Raw genomic sequence first — 21,693 nt, 5'->3', positions numbered from 1 at the left:
CGTGTTTAAACGCCGGTCAAATGGCATCTTGACCGGGATTATGAGGTGTTGAGTGTGGAAGCGACGAGTATGTCCTCTCAACTTGTTCGGCTCACCGACCGATGCGTCGATTTGTCCAAGAACGCTGTCATCGGCGAGCCAGCTCCGTCGATCGAGAAGGGTGACGACGGCTACGCTGACTGGGTGATCGTCTCGATTCACTGCCTTCGAGAGTACCTGAACAGCCATACCGCCGGTTGCTCGATATGCACGGAATCGCCGCTAAACTCGGTCTTGCGGTGGATCAGCTGCCGGATTTTACTACAGTCTCACACGGAAGCAAGATCTCAAAATGCGGATCTGGCGGGTTTTGCTGCGGCTATCTGTCTCGCTTCACGAACTCGGCGACATTCAGGTGATTGATGCAACGGGCTTCAAACGCCATCAAGCTTCATTGTTCGATGAAACAGCCCCATGACACCCAAGTTGGACGGCAGGTACTCACGAGAAATCTGGCATAGTTGACCACGATTACCGCCGACAAAAGCTACGACTGGGATGCGTTACGGCACGAACTCAGGGATTCTAGCATCCGTCCGGTAATCAAACATCATGAGTTCTATAGACTTGACAAAGCGCACAACGGTCGCCACGACGAGAACGTCTATCACCGTCGCTCGATTGTCGAAGCGATCTTCTTCGCACTGAAATATCGGTTCGGCGAGACGTTGCGGGCGAGAACGTGGTTTGGACAATTCAGAGAACTCGTCCTAAAGGCCGCCGTCAGAAACATCGAGCAAGCCGTGAGGCTCTGACACCACTAATCTCACGCGTCTAAACAAGCTCCTTGGAACGTTACTGGGGTGTCTGTCCCCACGTTAGCCCGGACAGAGTATCCCAATTCATTTGAATTAGATGAGTACCTGTTTATCACTACTATCGAGCCATTACGATAAGGGTTATAATATACGTGTAAAACACTATCCTATGAACGATCAGCCTGCCGTCTTCGCTAACGGATTAACAAAGCGATATGGCGATACTACCGCCATTAGTGGTCTAGACCTTTCTATCCCGAGTGGATCGGTCTACGGATTTCTCGGGCCAAACGGCGCAGGGAAAACCACGACGATGCGAATGCTAACTGGGCTCACACGGCCAACCGAGGGAACCGGTTCCGTTGCTGGCGTTTCAATCACGGACCGAGACGGCCTCCGCACGCACATCGGATACTTACCCGAGGAACCACCACTGTACGATCAGGCGACGGCGTACGAACAGCTCGAATACGCCGCCGGCCTCCGCGATCTCCCCGCGGAAGCGACACGCGACCGAATCGATGCACTCCTCAGCAAACTAGATCTCACGGCAGATGCTGACACGCGGATCGCGGACTATTCGAAGGGAATGCGGCAGAAAACCGCCTACATACAGGCCGTCCTCCACGAACCCGATGTGGTCTTCCTTGACGAACCCACCTCCGGACTGGATCCACGCGCTGCACGGACGCTCCGGGGGATGATTACGGAACTCGCCAACGCGGGAACGACCGTCTTCCTCTCGACGCATATCCTCCCTGTTGTCGAAGCGGTCGCCGACACGGTCGGAATCCTCTACGACGGAGAGTTGGTCGCTGAAGGTTCGCCCGCTGCTCTCGAACGCCGCGCAGAGACTGGTGAGACGCGCTCGCTGGAGGATGCGTTCCTCGAACTCACGACCGACGAGCGCGGTACCGCAGGAGCGGCAGATGGTGAGGCCAGCGCCGCCGATACCGGTAACCAGCGGGTCGTCGAGGAGAACACCGATGGCTGAATCGGGCTGGTTCGGGCATGCCATCCGGATGGGCTGGTTCGACTATCAGCGTTCTGTCCGGGCGATTCGGGACGACACTGGTCGACTGATCTTGATGGCTGGCGGTGTGGTGCTCCCGACGCTCCTGCTAACGGGACTCGCGGTCCTGTTCGTTCCAGAACTCCGGGGGACGGATCCAGAGTTCTCGATAAATAGACTCGGTAGAGGAACGATCGCCATGCTCTGGATATTTGGTGTATTCATGCTCGCGCAGCGGACGACAACGGCACACAGTAAACCGGTCGCCGATGCGTTCGTGCTAACGTCCGTCTCACCTAGAACCGCCGTCGTCGGGGGCATCGTCGCCGAGAGCCTGCGAGTGCTGACGTATGCGTTCCCGGTCGTCCTTCTCCTCGCCATTGCCGGGGCGTACGCCTTCAGTTCACCACTGACCCTTCTGGCAGTCCCGCTGGTCGGCAGTCTGTACGTCGCCAGCGCGGTCACGGCCGGTCGCCTGCTGGGGTATTGTGCCGCATGGCTTGTGGCCAAGGTGGCGTTCGTTGCTCGTCACAAGGGCGCGCTGGGCGGGACGGTTGTGATGCTGTTCTTTAGCATCTACTTCCTGTTCCAAGTACCGCAACTGCCTATCTCTATCAGTCAAGCCACGCTCGGAGCGATTCCGACTGGGTGGCTCGCAGACTTGCTGGTGGTTGGCACGCCCATCGGCTGGTCGTCGACACACGCTCTCGGGGGAGTGGCCACGGTTGGCGTGGTGCTCGTCGGTGGAGGTTGGCTGTCCGAGCATATTGCAACCTCGTTCTGGTTTGACGAGCCAATCGACGTTTCTGACACCGGCAAGACCTCCGTCTCCACCCGCACGGAGGGCGATCAGCGAGCCCTTAAGCGGGCCATCAGCCCCCTCGGCGTACCGTTCATCACCGGCCCAACCCGTCACGTTGCTGAATGGTCCCTTTTGCGAGCCCGTCGGGAACCCCAGCGGTTAAACTTCCTGCTGATCCCGGTATTCGGTGGCGGTTCAGCATTAGTGAACATGATGCTACAGGGGTACGGCTCGCTCGCGATATTGGGACCAGCCACCGCCGTGTTGCTGGGGTGGACCGCCGGCGCGGCGTTCGGTCTCAACCCGTTCGGCGACGAAGGAGCCGTCCTGCCGACGACCCTGACTGCCGTTTCGGGTCGGGCGTTCGTCCGTGGACTCATCGCTCCAAGTCTGCTGTTCACGCCTGCCGTCACCGTCGTCACGCTTGTGACGGCACTCGTAGGAGGATACGGACTACTGGCAGCGATAGCGCTGACACTGATCGGATGCTTCCTCACCGTCGTCGGGGCGACACTCGCACCGATAATCGGGATGTGGCTCCCGCGCTACAGCGCCATTCGCATCGGCAACAGCGACGGAGTACGACCACCCCGGTTGCTCGCAGGTGTGCTTCATGTTGTATCGATGTGGCTTCCCGGCGCGGCGCTGGTTGGACTCGTGGCAGCACCGGAGCTGGTGAGGTTGGCGCTCTCTGGGATCGGTTATATTCCGGGATTTATTCTCAGGTTAGTCGCCAACGGCGGAGTGCTCACCACCCTCGCGTTGTCGCTGAACGACGCTGGTTCGACAATTCAGGGGCTCCCAATCACTGCCTTCCGGGGCGGATTCGGCATACTGCTGGTTTTCGGTGGGCTACTAGTCGCTTGGCACGCCTATCGTGGGGCGATACGAAGGTTCGAGACCCACGAACTGCACTGACAGCGCACAACAGCACGAGTGCTACCACTCCATCAACAAAAGTAAACTGAGACTGTGGTCCTGTCGTCCCTTTCGGCCGGCGGTACAGCCGAGTTCCTCGAGCATGTCAACACCGAACACGTCAGAGAGTATCAACGGGAGGGCTGGCCGGCTACCGACGTCGCCCAGGAAGAACGGCACCTAGACGAGGACGACAGCGACGGATCGGCCGACGAGTAAACGAGGCTTCTCTTCCGTTCATCCGCTGGTAACATCGTTGTTACCAACTTGTACAGCCAATAGAGCTATTCGAAAATGGACTCAAGATGATGATGGCGAGGGGGAATGGGTTCAGTCGTTGCCTGACAGAATTCGTCCGACATGAGACAGACGGTCCCTCGTCTTCTGAGATCGAATCACGTTCCGACGTGAAGCCAATGGCCAATTGTCACGCACATCGATCTCGGACCCTTCCCTAGCGACAGATCACCTACAGGGATGGGGGCTCAATCGCTGGCCTCTGGCCGGCGTTTCTGCGATGCGTGATTTATATACTGAGCCGCGGCCAACATCGGCGATGCCCTCACCGATCGACAGGAAGACCTCCTGATCGCCGTCACACTGACTGAGTTCAGCGTCCATTACGAACGAGCCGATCCCGAGCTCGCCGAGCACGCGTGGCAGCTGGCTGCCGACCGTCTCGTCGATTACGATGTCGATCCTCGCGACGTCGACACGGAACTCGAGATTGGTAACAATTGCGGACAGCGGTCATCCACTTGATGAGTCGATCTCCCACTAATCAGTTGGCGGATGTCGGTCGCGCGAGGTGGTCGGTATGACCGGCTGCAGTGAGCCGGCTCCCCACGAGTTCGCGGCGAAGGACGTTTTCCGTCTACACGCTCCGCTCGAACTACGACGACTTCGTCCTCATCGCGAGCTCCGAGCGGACCGATGTCGACTACACTTGGTATACGCCGATCAATGTTGAAATCGGCTCGGCTGACAATGATGTCGTGCTCATCTTCGAGCCCCGCGAACTGAAACAGGTTGTATGCCGGAAACAGCATCAGCATGGGAGGTTCACTTCGATGAACCTATTCGTAAGATATATTATTTGTAGATGGACATTTTCAGAGGATGTCGCCCTCCAGACCGTTCTTCGAACCCGATTCTAGCGAACTCGATACAGTCCAGATTATCAAAGAAGCAGTCCCCCTTACGAAACTTATTGGGGCTGTTATCCTAATTGCCCTGGTCCCACTCCTTTTTCGGGTCGTATTTAGCGGTCTATTAGGCTTAACCACCGGACTTGGTTTTTTGTACATGCTCGCGAGCCAGTTTATCATCGCGGTCGGCTCTGGGATCGTCCTGATATACATTATCGTACGGGCGAACCAGATACTCAATGAATGAGTGTTGTATAGACTACACGTGCTGCTACGAGTACTAGATCGAACACCCCTTGAGGAATTCAACAGCACAGCAGAATGGTTATGCGACCGCCTTTTCGCTCGGTTCGACCACGTCTTCACCGTCAGTGTAGGTCATCGGCGGGACGACGATCTACACGTTCTGATGGCCTGTTTCCACTGAAATGTAGTTCATGCTTTTGGGCGGCTTGATGTGTAGATCAGAGGTCATAAAGTCACAAAGTGAGTGAAACTGTCCAGACCCCCACCCCACTGATTCAATCGTTCCTTCCAGCCAGATCCAGACACACCACCTCTTCAGACGTTCTCTCACGAACAGGGGAGAGAGACACCACTGCTTCAATCGTTCCGGTCCGAAGGATCGGCAAGACAGGGTGCAAATCTAGAGCCCAGATATAGACGGTACAAAGATAATAGCGGTCGAACTTGGGAGATACGGTCAAACCAAGAGCGTCATGGAACGATCGGTCTACCAAACACCCCACCCATTCAATCGTTCCGCAACGTCTTGCAATGCGGGTTTGGTTGTGACGGAAACCGTATAAATCTAGGTCTGTTCCAAAACCAATTCATGGGTTCTAGTGAGATTCACTCCTCTTTCTCGGGGAGAAACGATTGCAGTGGTGGTGTGGGTGTGTCCAGAGAACGGTCGTAACGGTTGAATCGATTGTAACGATTGCTGCCGTGGTTTTATGTGGATGAACTATAATTCGCTTATATGGCACTTTTCGAGCGGAGTGAGGAAATCTTTGAGGACGAGAACGTCCTCCATGACGACTATCAGCCTCAATCCCTCGATGAGCGGGGCGACGAACTCGAGCAATACACAGGTTATCTCCAACCGGTCATCAACGGTGCACAGCCTCGAAACATCTTTCTTTATGGGAAAACCGGTGTCGGAAAAACAGCCACGACAAAGTATCTCCTCCACCATCTCGAGGAAGACGCCAAACAATACGACGACGTCAGGATTACGACCGTCTATCTCAATTGCGAGGATTTGACCAGTAGCTATCGTGTCGCCGTTTCCCTGGTGAATACGCTTCGCGATCCGACTGAGAAAATCAGCCGAACTGGATATCCGCTGAACGCGGTCTACGAAATGCTCTGGGAAAAACTCGATTCGATTGGTGGCACGGTCTTAATCGTTCTCGATGAGGTCGACTACATCGGTGACGACGACTCGATTCTCTACCAACTCCCACGCGCTCGGAGTAACGACAAGATCCAGAATTCTCGCGTCGGAATCGTTGGGATCAGCAACGACTTCAAATTTCGCGAGAAGTTAGACCCGCGAGTCGAAGATACGCTCTGTGAGCGTGAACTCCATTTTCCACCCTACGACGCCAACGACCTCCAGAATATCCTCGAAAAACGGGCTGGTCGCGCATTCGAAGAGGGCGTCCTCAATGGGGATGTCGTCCCGCTGTGTGCGGCCTTTGCCGCACAGGATAAGGGTAGCGCACGACAGGCACTGGATCTCTTGCTTGAGGCCGGGGATCTCACACGTCGGCAGAATGACGCCACTGTGACCGAAGAACACGTTCGCGACGCGAAACAACTCCTCGAGAAACAGCGTATTGAGGAGTCGATGAAAGATCTGACCTCACACGGGCATCTGACTCTGTTAGCGGTTGTTGCGTCGTCGGTTGCCGAACCTGACAGTGTCCCACTGCAAAAACAGACGCTGTACGATCAGTACCAAGATCTCGCCGAAGCCACTGAGCGTGATCCACTTGGCGGGAGGGCGTTCCACAACCACCTTGCTGAACTCTCGATGCTCGGGGTCCTCAATCGGACGAAACAAAACGAGGGTCGAGCTGGTGGTATCTACTACGAGTACGAAGTCGATGTTCCCCTAGACGCTGCGCTGTCGACGCTCGAGAACTTGCATATGAGTGACGAACTCGATCTAGACTCGCTGCAGGAGAACGCTCGCGAAAACGGCTTGATCTGACAGCCTACTTATATCTCACGACCGGATCGCCACAGACGGACGCTGAAAGTGACAGCCCTGGTCGATACGGCCTCGTGTGCCGTGCTGGACGTCCACTGTTCGGCACACTGGCCGAACGATACCCATGCGGGCTGTCGGGTGGCACTGCGAAATACGGCGGAAATAGAGGTTCTCGCCGGCGCCAAAGGCTATGACGATCAATCAAACAGTGACTGCTACGCCGTCACCGGATTCAACAAGGCAGACTTGTTGAGTGAAGGTATACTCAACGGGCTGAAGGAAAAACGTCGTTCCCTCAGGCATATTTTCGATGCAACCGTGTCGGAGTCCCCGCTTCAATCGCTCCCTGGGTCGTCCGATTACTGTCGACGGCTGGGCCTCGCTTACCGATCTGGAGAAGCAGTCCTTGACTACAGTAATTTCATGGCTGATCCAACCCGCTGAGACGATTGCTGTCGCCAGGATTGGAATACCGACGACCGAGGCCGCCACATCAGTGGTAGTAGGGGAAGAGATCACCGTATTGCACCACCATTCTTTTCAACACCACCATATATTATTCCAACATGGTGTCGCCAATATGATTCATCGGTGTTCTGGCGGCAGCCTTCGTCGGGTTCAATATCGGAGGTTCCTCCACCGGCGTAGCTTGGGGTCCGTCAATTGGGGCGAACCTCATCAAGAAGGGCATAGCAACAGTCTTCATGGTGATTTTTGTTCTGATAGGTGGCTGGACGATCGGTCGGAACGTGACGAACACTCTCGGGAAGAACATTGTTCCGCAGTCCGCATTCTCTATCGAGGCAAGTATCGTGGTCTTGTCGTTTATCGGCTTGGGAATGTTAATCGCTAATCTCTACGGCGTACCTGTTTCAACATCGATGACGGCAGTCGGTGCAATCGCGGGACTCGGAATCGCCACGGATTCGCTGAACTGGTCGATCATGGGTGAGATCCTCATGTGGTGGATCCTTGCGCCGATTATCGGCTTTTGGTCTGGTGGCGTCGTCGGACGATATCTGTATCCGCATTTGAATCGGTACTTCGAGGTCAGTCAATCGGATGGACCGTTACTCGAATTGGACACAGACGGTTACGTCCCGACTCCAACGCTCGGACCGGGCACCTCGCTTCGCGAAGTCATGAGTACGGGAATCGCTTTCATCATCGCGTGTTACATGTCGTTCAGTGCGGGCGCGAGCAACGTCGCGAATGCGGTTGCTCCGCTGGTCGGAGACACCAAGCATGCCTACGAGTCCACTCGAGCTTGCTACACAATCCACAGAAAGATGTTCGTGCAGAGTCGCTCCTGAGTGTTTATATGCATCGAGAACGTGTTTTTTGACAATGAGAACCAGTGAGGAGGCGGATCTCGACGAGTCTCTCCCCCTCGAGACCTTGCAAGCAGTACTTCGAGAGCAGTCAGTACAGCTGGCGATTCTGTTCGGTTCTCACGCGAGTAGAAACACACACTCACAGAGCGATATTGACATTGCAGTCGACTTCGACTCTGTTCACCCCAGTGATCCGGACTACAACGAGGTCTTTTTCGGGTTGAGTGCCGATCTCAGTGACGCACTCGCCACTGACGATGTGGATCTCGTCGATCTCCAGACGGTATCACCCGAACTTGCCGAGTCAATCTTCGAGCAGGGCGTGCTGCTCATCGGTGATCCGGAACACGCGACTAACGTCCGAAATCAACTCACCGCAGCTGAGTCTGCAGACCGATCACCGCGTGAACGGTTCGATGCAGCAATCGCTAAGATCGACGAGCATCTCGGTGGCTCCGCTGTCACAGCAACTGATGGCGAGGCTCGAGATCGATGACGGAGGAGACCCTTCCTGCTGACCGACTCAACCGAATTCTGAACGCTGTCGATACGATCGAAGCGAGTCTGGGTGTCCTCGCTCGGAAGCAATCGCTGAGCCGGGAGGCTTACCGCGCTAATTCGGACAGTCGTGATATCGTCGAGCGGCGGTTCGTGAAGATGACCGAGGCAGCCATCGACATCGGTGAGGAACTGGTTAAGCACGAGCGTGGCTCGCCACCGAGGAGTAATCCGGAATCAATGCGGGCTCTCGGAGAGCTTGGTATCCTGTCCGATTCGACAGCCGAGGAAATGGCTCAGGGTGCTCAGTTTCGGAACGTCCTGGCACACACCTACGGCGACATCATCGATCACGATGTGGTCTACAACGCACTGCAGGACCTCGAGCGGTATCGTCAGTTCGTCCTGGAGGTCCGTGACTACCTTGAGTCCACTGGGTCTCTCGAGGAGTGATCATCTTCGCATAATCCAGAGCTGATAGAATTCTCATTGAGCATTGAGCACGGGTAGTGAGTGTTTCACGCTAAAGCAGATATGAAGAATGGGATCCGGCGAAGAACTCTGGAGAGAGTGCCATCTCCGAGCCGTCTATCGGGATGAGAACATATTCGATTAGAGTGGAGCTATTGATCGGAGACGGTATACCCATTGAACAAGCGGCCAGTGTGCGAGGAATTTTTCTGCACTGACCAATCGGCCAGCGGACCACGGCTGGCTGTCCAGAGTTAGGAACTCCGACCGGCCGTTGATCCTGGTGAAACGATACGCATGGCATCGTTCGTCTTTCGGATCGATCGGTGCAGATCAGATCCCGAAGACGGGGACGAACCGGAAGGTCAGGTACGCCCCGACCGTTGCGATCACCGGGACGAAGTTCTGCATCAGAACGACCCGGCCGGTCGTTGCGGGATCGAACAGATCCGACGCAGACGGAACGTCCGCGGGATTTTCTTGGCCGATCGACGGTAATTCTTCGCCCTCCTCGTCGGCGGCCAGCGCCCCGACGGAGATCTTCGCCGCTTGCTCCCCACGGACGGATTCGAGGACTGTGACTTGACGAGTTGCCCGTCCCCAGCCGAGGCCGATGATCGACATCGTCGCGATCACGACGAAGCTCGCTGGGATCCCGATCCAGGACAGGAAGGTCACCAGCGTGGCGCTGACGGTCGCGACCACGATAGCCGCCGTCAGCGGGAGTTCGGTGAGGTCGTTACCCATCGTCTCCAGGGTACGCCGGGCGATAGTGAACGTGCCGATGCCGACGGCTAGACAGCCGATGACGATAGCGGGATTCATTTCGAGTGCACCGCTGCCGACCAGCGGGGCGATCGCGTTCGCGATGTTGGAGGTGCCGGAGCTGAACGCCATCACACAGCCGATCACGATGACGGTTAACACGCCGCTCAACTCGCGTCGGCTCGTGGTTTCGCTCGCGGTGGGAACCGGGACGACGCGAGAGCGATCGACCGTGAGGAGTGGTCCCTTGCTTCGCTCCATGGCGACCATCCGATTGAGATACGCGTAGAAGTATCGGCCGATGATCAGCGATATCCAGAAGCCGATGAAGGGAGCGACGATCCACCAGACGGCGATTTCGCCCATCACCGCCCAATTCAGTTCCCCGCCCGCGAGGCCGAGTCCCGCGATCGCGCCGACAGCCGTCATCGAGGTCGAGGCGGGGACACCGAAGAAGTTCCCGACGAACAGCGCCAGCCCAATGAAAAAGAGGACGCCGATACTCGCTTCCAGCGTGAAGACGCCGGGGTCGTGGACCAGTTCAGTCCCGAGCGTGTCGACGACTCGACGGCCGATCGTCCAGGCGCCAACAAAGAAAAAGATCGTCATCAGTGCGGCTGCCCACGTCTTCGAGATCGCGTTGGCACCGACCGCCGGACCGAATGCCGGACCCGTCGTCGCGCCGCCGACGTTGTACCCGACGAAAACCGCGACGAAGACGCCTACGAGAATCAATACAGCGACCATGGTACCTTCTCGCATAGATATTGCGCAGATAGACTCATAGTTATTGTGCCGTCTGTTAGCGTCGAAAAACTGTCTGTACCGTGAGATACGGACTGACAACAGATGTCGTTCAGTCGCAACTCGTGATGCGACCCAGTATCCGGGGAATGTGATCAGCTATCCGACCGGCCTTGCGTGTCATCTTCGACGGTCTCCTCGATCAGCTCCTCAACCTCATCTTCCCGTGGGCGACGCTCGACGCGCTGCTCGACGGTCTCGATCTGATCCTGGACTATGCCGACCTGCTCCTTGACGCTCTGTCCGACCGCCTCTTCGACCGTCTCCCCCACGGTCTGGTCGACGGCCTCCTCGACGGCCTGGGTCATCCAGTCGGGATCGAAGCGCGCCATCTTCCAGACGACGTGAACCGCGTAGGAAACCAAGACGCCGAACCCGAAGGCGAGACCAGTTTCGGTTCCTACCGTGACGATCAACACGATGGAGACAAAGATCAACACCCCGTATGAGAGGTCGATGACAGCGTCGACCTGACGCGAATTCATGGATGGAAGATCCCCCCAGAAGCGATTTCTCTAGACCCAGATTGGGAGACAAGGCCCTGCTCGTGTCTCCTGAACCGATACGGGTGGAACATCATGTCCTTGTATGTTCTTGGAGCGGCTTGAGGAAATCCTTTGGGTGCCCAACGCATGGGACTGTCGTGGATGCCCTCAGATCGTCTTCAGCAGTATAGATTCTTCGTGCTCAGTTCGCTTTCCTGCTAACAATCCGGTTTATTTGCTATTTTAGCAGACGCCAAGTGGATCAGTGGTCAGGTAATTCCTGCGAATGGTGGTGTCGCATAGACTACCTTGCCTACGCAAAAACCCAAACTAGCTAATTTGACATCCTCCTCCGCGTAAACGCGGAGGAATCCCGAGCGGTGGGAGTGTCAGGTTCGCAGTCCAATCACCGGACGACCACACCTTTCGGGCACGGGTAGTCCCACAGCATCGGTGTGATGGACTGCTGGCAGTGCCAAACCGCCGTTCCCCTATCCTCACCCATGTGCGGAGTCCACGTGTTGTTTTTGCCACGAGGACTCGGGCAGGCGTCGGCAGACTTGGGGGTATCTGCTGGTTCGCTTTGAGCAGTCGGTACGTCGGCACACTCTTCTGGAATGTGGCGTTCACCGCTTGCTCTTTCGGATACTGTCTCGTTGTATAGGCGGACAGGCCGTGGTTCGAGAGACCAAAGGTCTCTTGTCATCACGAGAATCTTCGATTCTCGAACGACCTCCGAAGGACGGTTCGGAATCCGCTCCGTCCCGACCGATTCCTCCCTTCTCTGTACAGCGGCCTGTCACTTAAACTTCAGCGTGGAAAACTCGGAACAGGCATCTGAATGGGTGTCTGTTGCTCTGAGTGACGGTGCGTATCCACGGCCTGACGGCCGTGGTATTGCGACTGTTCAGCCTATAATGTTTAAGTGTGCCGTGAGGTAGAACTCCAGAAAGAGGTAGAGGTGTTCCGTGCCAAGTGGTTCTCCAGTTCTGAGGAGAAACCATTTCGGTCGGAACTCCACGAACAAAGAAATGATGCTGTGGATGCTCTGCCCCGGTGGGCCTATCGCCCTCCGGAATCTGCATAACTCAACGATTTCTGTGGGCTTGTGCAGTCGTACGCAACAATTGAGGTCGTTGCATGATCGACATGCGCCAGATGTTCATCACGACACCGTCAATATCTGTGGTAGATAAGACAAATATTATCGATAAGTCCGCATGTATAATGATCAGTAGTTTCATTAGAGTAAACATCTAAAGAAGAGGGTTTCAATAGAGCCGATATAGCGTTATCAGGAAATCTCGAATCACGATTGCCAATGAAGACACCACCGTCAGCTCACCCATATCTGGGCGCTAAGTCGAATAGACGTATCGGTGCTGTCTTCTCACATTCTGTGAATCGGTGCCTCCCTCTCTGGTACTCCGGTGAAACCGCTCTCCGTAACGCGATTCTCCCTTCTCCGCTGTTCGGATCTGCCTTCCATAATAGGTTTATATGGTACGGTGTGGCACAGTCGGATATGCCACGGTCTAGTAGACTCGACGAACTGCGACATCCCGAAGTCGAAGCGTATCTCGATAGTACAGAGACGCCAACGGTGTTGATTCCGGTCGGGACGACGGAACAACACGGCGAACATCTCGCGATGGGAACTGACGCGTTCATCCCGACCGAGATCTGTGAGCGAATCGCCGAGGACATTGACGGGCTCGTCGGGCCACCGATAACCTATGGTGCGTCGGATATGCACGCCGGGTATGATGGGATTACCTACCTCAACTATCGGACGTTAGCGACAGTGGTGCGCGATATCGCGTATTCGCTGGCCGAGAGCGGGTTCACCGATGTCGTGTTCATCTCGGGTCACCTAACGAACGACTGGGCGGCAAAAGTCGGCGCCAACCAGGTCTCACATGATTTGCCCGAAGAGAACTACGTATACGCGTTCCCTTACTGGGACGCTCTGAGCGGTGACGACATGGAAGACTACCTCTCCTTCGACGCCGGGTGGCACGCGAATGTTGGAGAGACGGCCGCAGTGATGGCCATCGAAGAGGACCTCGTTGATCTCGAGAGCACGTCCTTCGATGACCCCGATCTGCCCGAGGACATCGAGAACCCCGCGGCGCTGTTGGACCACCTCCTGATTGGCAAAGGTGCATACTACCGGGTCAGCGAAACCGGGACGTGGGGCGACCCGAGCGAAGCGACCGCCGAACTCGGCGAAGAGTACTTCGAGACGATCACTCACGCCGTTGCAGAACTCATCAATACGTTCCAGGAGGTTCGAGACGACATCTATCAGCGCGAGCGGCCGAACCGCGCACAGGAGCAGTGGTAGCACAAGCGACGCTCGCCAAAAACGCTGACTGTGCTGTTTTGACCCTGCCTCGAACGAATGGACAATAGAGCAGGTGCCAGTTGACCGGTGTGGCTGCTAAACACAGCCGCCTCACTCGACTATTGCAGCCACCTCGGTCACGAAATCGAAAGCATCTTCGGCCAGACGTAGCCGGCGCCAATCGAGTCACCGCACTAGTGTCACGTACACTAGGTACGGCACCGAGAGACCCGATAGACGTCCGTGATCCGTCGGATCTGGAGCCACTGTGGGAATACGGCTAACACTTCGCTGCCTGGGAGCAATGTTCCCTGTGAGAACTGGCGGAACCTATTTCAATAGGTGTATTCTGGATGGCTTCTTCGCCACCGCCGATGACCGCAAACACTGTCCAACCACCCGTTTTTCGGCCCGAAACGGAGCCGAAGAACGAAGGAGGGCAGACGATCACTACGTTTGGGGCGGAAGAGAAACGGCCCACAGGCCAGCTACCCCTCAGAACCCACGTTTTGCGGACGCACGGTCCGCGATCGAAATGTCCGCGACGGGAGTAGCTGTACCGAAGAAAGCCAGACCGGCAGCGAAGATTTGGCTGGGTTTGGCACAATTGACTTCCGGGAATGACGACAGAACACCTGTCGACGACGGACGAACCCGGAGTCCGGGCGTGTTCGTTGGTCGCCGCGGTCGGACTGAGGTTTCGATAGCAGGGGCGGCGGACCCATGAGTACGAACCGCGGGAAACCCCAGGAGCGACACACCGGGTATTCGTGGGGTCACCGGCTTCGTACGAAGCACGACCATTCTACATACTGGTACGGAGTGTGACGATTGTGATGAAGTAGCTACGAAAAAGGAGTTCTTCAACAGGTCCTGTGCCGGCTAACCGGCCCTACGAAGGGAATTGCAACGACTGGTTGGCCAGATCCTAGAATCCGCTCCGGAATTTCGACGGCCCACCAGCAGTGGACCGTCCACGACCCATCGTCGGTCCGTGATGATCGTCCGCGCGAGGACGCCGCAAGGAGATACGGTCGCGGTTGCAACGTCTCGAGACGGCTCCGTACCCTAGTGTGCCGCCGTCACACGCACTGTCGTCCAACCGTTCGGACGGCATCGAAGCCGACTCGAATCCACGCTACGAGCCCCGATGGTATTTATGTAGATTGTTAACGTAGCGTGGGACACATGACTTCGCGCATCGAGCCGATCGAACCCGGCGAATCGGACGACGAGGAAGTAAACGAGATCCTTGCGGAGAGCGAAGACGGGTGGTACAAAGACTCCGCGTACTTCGGCGCCGTCGCCCACCAGCCCAGGCTCCTGAAACGGCTCGTGCGAACATTTCGCCTGTTTCCGCGGAGCGATTCGATCGATGCGGAGACCCTGGAGTTGATGCGGTTGCGGGTCGCCGCAGTCCACGGGTGTGCTTACTGTGGGACCGTTCGAACGTGGGAGGTGAAAGACGCTGTCGAATCGAGGGAGGACGCGGTTTTCTCCGAGGAGATCGAGACCAGCGAACTGACGCGCCGTGAGGAACTCGCCGTTCGGGTCGCGGACCACATGTCCCGGGATCCACAGGAGATGCCAGACGAGTTCTTCGCCGAACTGCGCGAGGAGTACAGTGACGAGGCCATCGTCGAACTCCTGATGTTCGCGGGTCTCGAGGTGGGCCTCGACAGGTTCTGTATCGCGTTGCGACTAGACACCACCGAAGAGAGCCCGTATCCCACCGGCCTTGAGTATCCCCTCGAGCGAGCGCCGTAGCGTCCACCGCCTGTTTGCGCGAGTGCCGTCGCGCCGACGGCGAACTCAATGTTTGTTCAGCCGGCAGCCGCTCTGTCCGAAGGGGTATCTATCGTCCAACATTTATTTTAAGGAGGATGACGTCAACTCACCGGATGACGACCCAAGACTGGGTCGCTCACGTACAGACTGCGGTACTCGTCGTGGTCGGTGGCTTCCTTGGCGCGAACGTCCGGTACGCCGTTTCCCTCGCGTACCCGGGGTTGACCGGGACCTTCCTCGCGAACGTGACCGGTAGTTTCGTCCTGGGGTTCGTTGCGTACGAAGCGATGTACACCGACTACCTCACCGATAGGGGGCGGCTGCTCGTGGCGACCGGCTTTCTTTCGTCGTATACGACCTACAGCACGTTCGCTTTCCAGACGGCGACGGTCGAGCCGGTACTCGGCCTGGTGAACGTCGCGGCGAGTTACTCGTTCGGCTTCGTCGGCGTCGTCCTCGGTCGGTGGATAGCGCTGCGAATCCGGGGTGAAACCCGTGACTGATCCGGCGTTGCTCGTCGGACTCGGCGGCGCGGTCGGTGCGCTGGCGAGGTACGCGGTGAGCAGTCTCGTCGAGGAAGAGCGCTTTCCGCTGTCGACATTCTTGGTGAATGTTGTCGGGAGTTTCCTGCTGGGCCTCGTTTCGTTCGCGGGGGCGGGGGAGTCACTTGCGCTGTTCGTTGGCGTCGGCATGTGCGGTGCGTTCACAACGTTCTCGACGTTCTCTGTCGACACGGTTCGACTCGTCGAGGACGGGCGCGTCTGGACTGCTCTCGTGTACTCCTTCGGCAACGCTGCGGTCTCGATCGCGGCGATCGGGATGTCCTGGGTATTGGTGGCCTGATCGTCCGCTGCCCGTCCCCTTCCGACAGCGACGTCAGGCTGCCCACGGCCAGAAACCGGCTGCCATCATGTATCCGGCCACTCCCGTGACGATGCCGACAACCGTAGTGAACCAGGCGATGGGCTCCGTATACTCGTCGAGTTCCAGCCCTAACAGCACCCAGAACGTCGCCCAGAGGACCGCCCAGGTCCACCAGAGCCCGGCGAGTCCGAAGTCCCCGTCGAGAAACACGAGGTAACCTGTCGGGACGGCAATGACAGTTACGAGTATGCAATACCACCCGAACGACCGCTGGTCACCGATATCGCGGATCGCGTTTATCCCGATCCACAGATATGTGAACGAAAACAGCAACGTTCCCGCTGCTACAAACGCATCTCCGGACTGGTATTCGCCGAACGCCCACAGTTCGCCGAACGCCCACCATATCGCGATAATAAATAACAATGCTCCGACGAAGAGATTAAATATCGAAACGTCTCTATTATTTCCTATACCGAGCAACCAGATTCCGTTCACTACCAGTACCATTCCGACGTAGATCAGCCCCATGCCCAGGATCATGTACAGTGACATCGATGAATACCCCTGTTGCGTGCTAGCGCCACGCAAGTCGTGCTTCACGGTGTGAACCAATAATTCTGACCACACGTCTCGTGAAATATCATCGATCGGCTACTGTCTGCTGGCGAGACGTGAACGGGGGGCCGGCCCCCAATCGAAGGGAATCGACGGGCGGACGTGAGGATCCTCATACCGCGATCGCAGCGTCTTCACAGCGGTACAGCGCGGAAGCCCACCTTTTAGGGGGAGGAAGCGCGCCCGCTCCGTACAACAATCCACGTCGAACGGTTATATCCCAGGAGATGGTCATGCTGACCACGGATGTCTCGGGACGAGACCGACCCCGCCGCGGAACGAGAAACGCTCGCACCACAGACCATCACCGACCGGTTCGCCGACCTTGAAGTCGGTGACGGCATCACCTTTAACGATCGAGAACAGGCCTACGAGGTCGTCGAAACGAACAAGTACTCGGTGACCGTCGCGGATCCGAACGGCAACCACGTCACATTGTCACAGAACCTTCAGACCGGTGGCTGGGTCGTCCACGAGGAAGTCTGGTGGATCGACACGACGGCGTCCGGGGACTGAGCCGGTTCGGACCGTCCGAAGTCGAAGTGTGATCCGTCGGCGCGGCCGAAACTTCTCGGAGCGGTCCCACGGAGCAGCGACAGATCCACTTAAGTGGACCTGTATCACGCAAAACGCGGTCGCACAGACCATCAGTCATGGGACCGACGGTTGACCCCCGATCGACGCGGGCGCATGCCTCCCGAGCCGTTCCCTCTCAGGACTCTGCTGTCTGGGTTATCCGCAGGAACGAGCGAAACTCGAGTGTGTCTTTCGACTCGCCGACGACATCGGAAACGACCTTTTCGAAGGACTGCTCAAGGTCGGTGTGCTCGACGACGTCGGAATTACAGAGTTCGTCTGTGATCTGCTGGAGGTGATCGGCGCGCGATCCCGCCCCTCGCAACACGATCCCCGAGAGGGAGGCGTCTCGAGCGAGCGCGGCCGCCGCTGTCGTAGCGACGGTCTCGACGTCGTCCTGTTCGGAGACGAAAACACTGGCGAAGGAATCGCCGTCATGTGATAGGGGTTCGGGGTCGTTGGACGGTGTTTCGTGACCCGCCGTTCGGTCCGCGACCAGACGACGTACCGTCGCGGCCCGTTCGACGGACCGTTCCTGCCACCGAGCGACGCTCTCGTCCGGTCGGCAACGAATCCGGTATCGATCGTCGCCAATCCGATCGACGAGACCGTACGCGATGAGGAGATCGAGTCGGTGTGCTCCGGTCGGCTCCGACGGGTCGAACCCGTCCACGCGGTCGGCGAGGTCGGCGCTGGAGAACGGCTCCGCACCGAAGTCGGCGTGGGCCGCGAGATATGCTTCGAGGCAGTCGTCGATCGCCGGAAGCGAAGTTCGCGTGGTCATTGGCTGGATACACCAATCGGCCACGTTCGGCGGAAAAACGTTGTCGGGTCCTTACGCTCCTCGAGCGCAGATCGCCCTTCGAGGCTGGCCGCAAGTATGGAGACGATATCGGGTCGCCGGCATTGCGTCAGCGGCGACGGTCGCAGCGACAGTCGATCGGCATCACGGTCGCGGTCCCACACCGGTAGACTCGCGTTCATTTGCACTCTGGCTGTGTCGTAATCATTAGTGTGCGCTCTCTCGAGAATCAGCTATAAATACTGATGTGTGGTCCGTCAACATGTATCATGCCTGAAACGGTATTCGAGGTGGACGTAGACGCCTCCATCGACGAGCAACCGGATCCGATAGTGAACCGCTGGCACCCGGACGTTCCACCGGCAGCGACGATCGAACCCGGTGAAAAAGTTCGGATTGAATGTCTCGACTGGACGGGGAACCAAGTGAAAAACGACGATAGCGCGAATGACATCCGGGACATGCGGCTGGATCCCAATCACCACTTGAGCGGCCCCTTTGAGGTCGAGGGAGCCGAACCCGGTGACGTACTGGTCATCGACATTCTGGATCTTGGGCCTTTCCCGGACAACGAGTGGGGATTCACCGGAATCTTCGAGTTGGATAACGGTGGTGGATTCCTCACCGACCACTTCCCGGAAGCCCGAAAGGCCATCTGGGACGTCGACGGCGTGATGACTCACTCACGTCACATCGAGGACGTCAGGTTCCCGGGCTGTGTCCACCCTGGCATCGTCGGGACTGCCCCCTCACACGAACTGCTCGAAGAGTGGAACGAACGTGAGCAAGCACTCATCGAACGAGGAGCAGACGCCGAAACCGCGGTCAGTCACGAAACCCGAGAAGAAGAGCCGCCGCTTGCCCTGCCACCGGAACCGAACGAGGTGCTGCTCGGCGATATGGACGAGGAGGACGTCGAGGATGCGGCAGAGGAGGCCGCCCGAACGATCCCGCCCCGAGAGAACGCGGGCAACTGCGACATCAAGAACCTCGGTCGCGGCTCCCGGGTCTATCTCCCGGTGTTCGTCGAAGGTGCGAACTTCATCACCGGTGACCTCCACTTCTCCCAGGGCGACGGGGAGATCACGTTCTGTGGCGCCATCGAGATTGCCGGCTGGATCGACATGAGAGTCGACGTCATCAAGAACGGAATGGACCAGCTGGGAACCAACCACGCCATGTTCAAGCCCGGCTACCAGGATCCGGACTTCTCGAACTATATCGTCTTCGAGGGCTACTCCGTCGACGAGGACGGGACCCAGCACTACAAGAACGCGAACGTCGGCATGCGCCGGGCCTGCCTGGACGCGATCGACTACCTGACGAACTTTGGCTACACCGAAGAACAGGCGTACATCCTCCTCAGCACCATTCCCGTCGAGAGCCGGATCGCGGGGATCGTCGACCTGCCCAACACCTGCGTGACGGTGTCGGTCCCAAACGAGGCATTCGACATCGACATCGATCCGGACACGCTCACCGATGAGTACGAGTCCGTCGGCGGCAAGGGCGACGTCGCGAAACCGTCCTGATCGTCGACCCGCCGATCAATTCTTTCTCGAGGGAGTTCGGAGCCGCCAGTGGTCACGGCACCGGTCTCAGTGCCCCATCGAGTGCCCGACCGCCCAGGGGTACCCCTCTTCGCTTTCGACAAGCCCCCGGGCCGTGATCGTGGTCGTGCTCGGCCTCCTCCCCAGTTTCCTTGCCGGAGGTCGCGACAACGTCGTCGACGCGAACGAGCAGGTTCGCCGCCTCGGCCGCACCCGAGATCGTGCGTGCTTTGACCGCGAACGGCTCGAGGACGCCACGTTCCCTGACGTCGTCGATCGTCCCGGACTCACCCTCGAAGACGAGGCCCGTCGCGAACTCCCCGTCATCGTGACTGGCTCGCAACTCGACGATCGTGTCAATCGGATCCATTCCGCCAGAGGACGCGAGTTGGCGTGGAATCGCCTCCAGCGCGTCGGCGAACGCCTCGATCGCGAGCTGTTCGCGGCCGGAAACGCTTGCGGCGTAGGATCGGAGGTCCGACGCGAGTGATACCTCGGTGGCACCGCCGCCGGGGACTACGATGCTGTCTTCGATCGCGTGCGAGAGGACGTGGAAGCACCCGTCGACGACCCGCTTCGCCTCGTCGGCGACCTGTTGGGTGCCGCCGCGCAGGACCAGCGACGCCTGTTCGACGCCGGGGCCGCCGTCGACGACGATCACCTCTGTCGGGCCGAGGTCACGTTGATCGATCCGTTGCGCTCGGCCGACGTCGCTCTCGGTGAGGTCGTCGACCGTCCCCACTGCGTGGGCACCCGTTGCTCGGCCGAGTTTCTCGAGTTCGTCCTGTCTGGTCCGTTCGACGGCGAGGACGCCCTCTCTTGCGAGCAGGTAGCGGACCATGTCGTCGATCGACTTCTGGCAGAAGACAACGTCCGCTCCCGTGTCGACGATCCGGTCGACGTACCGTTCGTAGATGTCCCGTTCGTACGTCCGGAGGGTCTGGAGGTCGTCCGGCGATTCCAGACTGACCGCTCCCTGTCCGCTGACGGTTTCGATCGTTAGCTGGTCGTCGACGAGCGCGACGGTGGCGCTGTTGAACGCGTCCAGCGGTCCAGGTTCGGGCGAGACTGCGGTCGTGGACGAACTCTCCATGTCAATCACTAGCCCGTCGACGACTTCCGAGTCGTAGTAGGACCCTCCTGGAATGGCCTTGCGGGTGAGTCGCCTCAACTCGACCGTCCGGTCCCGCTGGATCGCTCGAACCGCGCTGACCGTTTTCTCCGCGAGGAACTCGCTCGCCTGCTGGTTCCACTTGCCCGTGATCGCCGTTTCGGCGATTGATCGAAGTTGCTCCTCGTCGTCGCTGTCGATCGGAACCGTTCGCTGCCGCAGCGTTTCGGTCGCCCGTTCGGCGGCGAGGCTGTACCCGCGCGCGACGGACGTCTGGTGAAGACCGGACTCGAGTAGCGACTCGGCCTCCGTCAACAGTGCTCCCGTCAAGACGATCGTCGAGGTGGTTCCGTCGCCGACCCGGGAGTCCTGCTTGCTCGCGACGTCGACGACGGATCGTGCGGCCGGGTGGACGATCTCCATCCGGTCGACGATACTCGCACCGTCGTTCGTTACCACCACCGTTCCGTCGGACGTCACGAGGAGCTTGTCAAGCCCCTTGGGCCCGAGCGTCGAGGCGATCACGTCGGAGAGGGCCTTCGCGGCCGCGAAGTTGTCCGTCTGTGCGTCCCGTCCCTCAAGCCGGTGGACGTCGTGGTTCTGGACTAGGACTGATCGATCGATGCCGTCGTGTTCCATAGTGGATGTGAGTAGTTCCCACATCGGGTGCAGACAAAAAGATACTGTGCCGTCTCACGTCGGGCTCTGTCGGGGAGGTGTCCGGTCGCTCCGCCTCGCGGCATCGCGCCCGAACACTTACGTTCCCGACCATGGTGGCACCC

At 58.2% G+C, this 21,693-nt stretch carries 19 protein-coding genes and 1 pseudogene; 15 read left to right on the top strand and 5 right to left on the bottom strand.

Features of this window, described 5'->3' with window-relative positions; all coding sequences use genetic code 11:
* The first annotated feature begins 69 nt into the window (after positions 1 to 69).
* The 9 genes and pseudogenes from K6I40_RS04890 to K6I40_RS04855 all read left to right on the top strand — a co-directional run bounded on the left by K6I40_RS04890 (position 70) and on the right by K6I40_RS04855 (position 9,183).
* Positions 70 to 794 (top strand): annotated as a pseudogene (locus K6I40_RS04890) (transposase).
* A gap of 172 nt (positions 795 to 966) precedes the next feature.
* Positions 967 to 1,791 carry an ABC transporter ATP-binding protein gene (locus tag K6I40_RS04885; protein WP_222914532.1) on the top strand — a complete coding sequence of 275 codons (825 nt, stop codon included), beginning with the start codon at positions 967 to 969 and terminating at the stop codon, positions 1,789 to 1,791.
* Positions 1,784 to 3,529 carry a hypothetical protein gene (locus K6I40_RS04880; RefSeq protein WP_255681628.1) on the top strand — a complete coding sequence of 582 codons (1,746 nt, stop codon included), beginning with the start codon at positions 1,784 to 1,786 and terminating at the stop codon, positions 3,527 to 3,529. The genes K6I40_RS04885 and K6I40_RS04880 overlap by 8 nt, the downstream gene beginning before the upstream one ends.
* A 54-nt stretch (positions 3,530 to 3,583) precedes the next feature.
* Positions 3,584 to 3,748, top strand: a complete 165-nt coding sequence (locus K6I40_RS04875; protein WP_222914530.1) for a hypothetical protein — start codon at positions 3,584 to 3,586, stop codon at positions 3,746 to 3,748.
* A gap of 330 nt (positions 3,749 to 4,078) precedes the next feature.
* Positions 4,079 to 4,291 (top strand): hypothetical protein, encoded by a 213-nt coding sequence (locus K6I40_RS27895; protein WP_255681683.1) that lies wholly within the window; start codon positions 4,079 to 4,081, stop codon positions 4,289 to 4,291.
* Positions 4,292 to 5,659: 1,368 nt separating this feature from the next.
* Entirely contained in the window at positions 5,660 to 6,898 is a 1,239-nt protein-coding gene (locus K6I40_RS04870) for an orc1/cdc6 family replication initiation protein (protein ID WP_222914528.1), read from the top strand.
* A gap of 587 nt (positions 6,899 to 7,485) precedes the next feature.
* Positions 7,486 to 8,211 carry an inorganic phosphate transporter gene (locus tag K6I40_RS04865; RefSeq protein WP_345779397.1) on the top strand — a complete coding sequence of 242 codons (726 nt, stop codon included), beginning with the start codon at positions 7,486 to 7,488 and terminating at the stop codon, positions 8,209 to 8,211.
* Positions 8,212 to 8,245: 34 nt separating this feature from the next.
* Positions 8,246 to 8,728, top strand: a complete 483-nt coding sequence (locus K6I40_RS04860; RefSeq protein WP_222914526.1) for a nucleotidyltransferase domain-containing protein — start codon at positions 8,246 to 8,248, stop codon at positions 8,726 to 8,728.
* Complete coding sequence (locus K6I40_RS04855; protein WP_222914524.1) at positions 8,725 to 9,183, top strand: DUF86 domain-containing protein; 459 nt, start codon at positions 8,725 to 8,727, stop codon at positions 9,181 to 9,183. The genes K6I40_RS04860 and K6I40_RS04855 overlap by 4 nt, the downstream gene beginning before the upstream one ends.
* A gap of 351 nt (positions 9,184 to 9,534) precedes the next feature.
* Here K6I40_RS04855 and K6I40_RS04850 read toward each other — a convergent pair whose 3' ends face one another.
* Together K6I40_RS04850 and K6I40_RS04845 are read right to left on the bottom strand one after the other, a co-directional pair.
* Positions 9,535 to 10,713, bottom strand: a complete 1,179-nt coding sequence (locus K6I40_RS04850) for an inorganic phosphate transporter (RefSeq protein ID WP_222914896.1) — start codon at positions 10,711 to 10,713, stop codon at positions 9,535 to 9,537.
* Between the two features lie 152 nt (positions 10,714 to 10,865).
* Positions 10,866 to 11,255, bottom strand: a complete 390-nt coding sequence (locus tag K6I40_RS04845; RefSeq protein WP_222914522.1) for a hypothetical protein — start codon at positions 11,253 to 11,255, stop codon at positions 10,866 to 10,868.
* 1,525 nt (positions 11,256 to 12,780) lie between these two features.
* On the opposite strand from K6I40_RS04845, the gene K6I40_RS04840 reads away from it, so the two are divergent.
* The 4 genes from K6I40_RS04840 to crcB all read left to right on the top strand — a co-directional run bounded on the left by K6I40_RS04840 (position 12,781) and on the right by crcB (position 16,233).
* Entirely contained in the window at positions 12,781 to 13,602 is an 822-nt protein-coding gene (locus K6I40_RS04840; protein WP_222914519.1) for a creatininase family protein, read from the top strand.
* Between the two features lie 1,188 nt (positions 13,603 to 14,790).
* Positions 14,791 to 15,369, top strand: a complete 579-nt coding sequence (locus tag K6I40_RS04835; RefSeq protein ID WP_222914518.1) for a carboxymuconolactone decarboxylase family protein — start codon at positions 14,791 to 14,793, stop codon at positions 15,367 to 15,369.
* 134 nt (positions 15,370 to 15,503) lie between these two features.
* Positions 15,504 to 15,893 (top strand): CrcB family protein, encoded by a 390-nt coding sequence (locus tag K6I40_RS04830; protein WP_255681627.1) that lies wholly within the window; start codon positions 15,504 to 15,506, stop codon positions 15,891 to 15,893.
* Positions 15,886 to 16,233, top strand: coding sequence for a fluoride efflux transporter CrcB (crcB, locus tag K6I40_RS04825; RefSeq protein ID WP_345779389.1), 348 nt, complete (start codon positions 15,886 to 15,888; stop codon positions 16,231 to 16,233). Before K6I40_RS04830 ends, crcB begins: the two co-directional genes overlap by 8 nt.
* 33 nt (positions 16,234 to 16,266) lie before the next feature.
* On the opposite strand, the gene K6I40_RS04820 is transcribed toward crcB, so the two are convergent.
* Positions 16,267 to 16,797 carry an AmiS/UreI family transporter gene (locus K6I40_RS04820; protein WP_255681626.1) on the bottom strand — a complete coding sequence of 177 codons (531 nt, stop codon included), beginning with the start codon at positions 16,795 to 16,797 and terminating at the stop codon, positions 16,267 to 16,269.
* 321 nt (positions 16,798 to 17,118) lie between these two features.
* Here K6I40_RS04820 and K6I40_RS04815 point away from each other — a divergent pair, with 321 nt between their 5' ends.
* Positions 17,119 to 17,388 carry a transcriptional regulator gene (locus K6I40_RS04815; RefSeq protein ID WP_222914509.1) on the top strand — a complete coding sequence of 90 codons (270 nt, stop codon included), beginning with the start codon at positions 17,119 to 17,121 and terminating at the stop codon, positions 17,386 to 17,388.
* Between the two features lie 196 nt (positions 17,389 to 17,584).
* Here K6I40_RS04815 and K6I40_RS04810 read toward each other — a convergent pair whose 3' ends face one another.
* Positions 17,585 to 18,232: a hypothetical protein gene (locus K6I40_RS04810; protein WP_222914507.1), complete on the bottom strand. Its 648-nt coding sequence runs from the start codon at positions 18,230 to 18,232 to the stop codon at positions 17,585 to 17,587.
* A 287-nt stretch (positions 18,233 to 18,519) separates the two neighbouring features.
* Between K6I40_RS04810 and fmdA the strand changes: the two genes are divergently transcribed.
* Positions 18,520 to 19,782 (top strand): formamidase, encoded by a 1,263-nt coding sequence (gene fmdA, locus K6I40_RS04805; RefSeq protein WP_222914505.1) that lies wholly within the window; start codon positions 18,520 to 18,522, stop codon positions 19,780 to 19,782.
* Positions 19,783 to 19,834: 52 nt separating this feature from the next.
* Here fmdA and thsA read toward each other — a convergent pair whose 3' ends face one another.
* Positions 19,835 to 21,550, bottom strand: a complete 1,716-nt coding sequence (thsA, locus tag K6I40_RS04800; protein ID WP_255681625.1) for a thermosome subunit alpha — start codon at positions 21,548 to 21,550, stop codon at positions 19,835 to 19,837.
* Positions 21,551 to 21,693 lie beyond the last annotated feature (143 nt).

The sequence above is a fragment of the Natrinema sp. SYSU A 869 genome (assembly GCF_019879105.1).
Lineage (GTDB): Archaea > Halobacteriota > Halobacteria > Halobacteriales > Natrialbaceae > Natrinema.
Note: the sequence above shows the minus strand (reverse complement) of the source record. Positions and strands in the feature narration are given on the sequence as shown.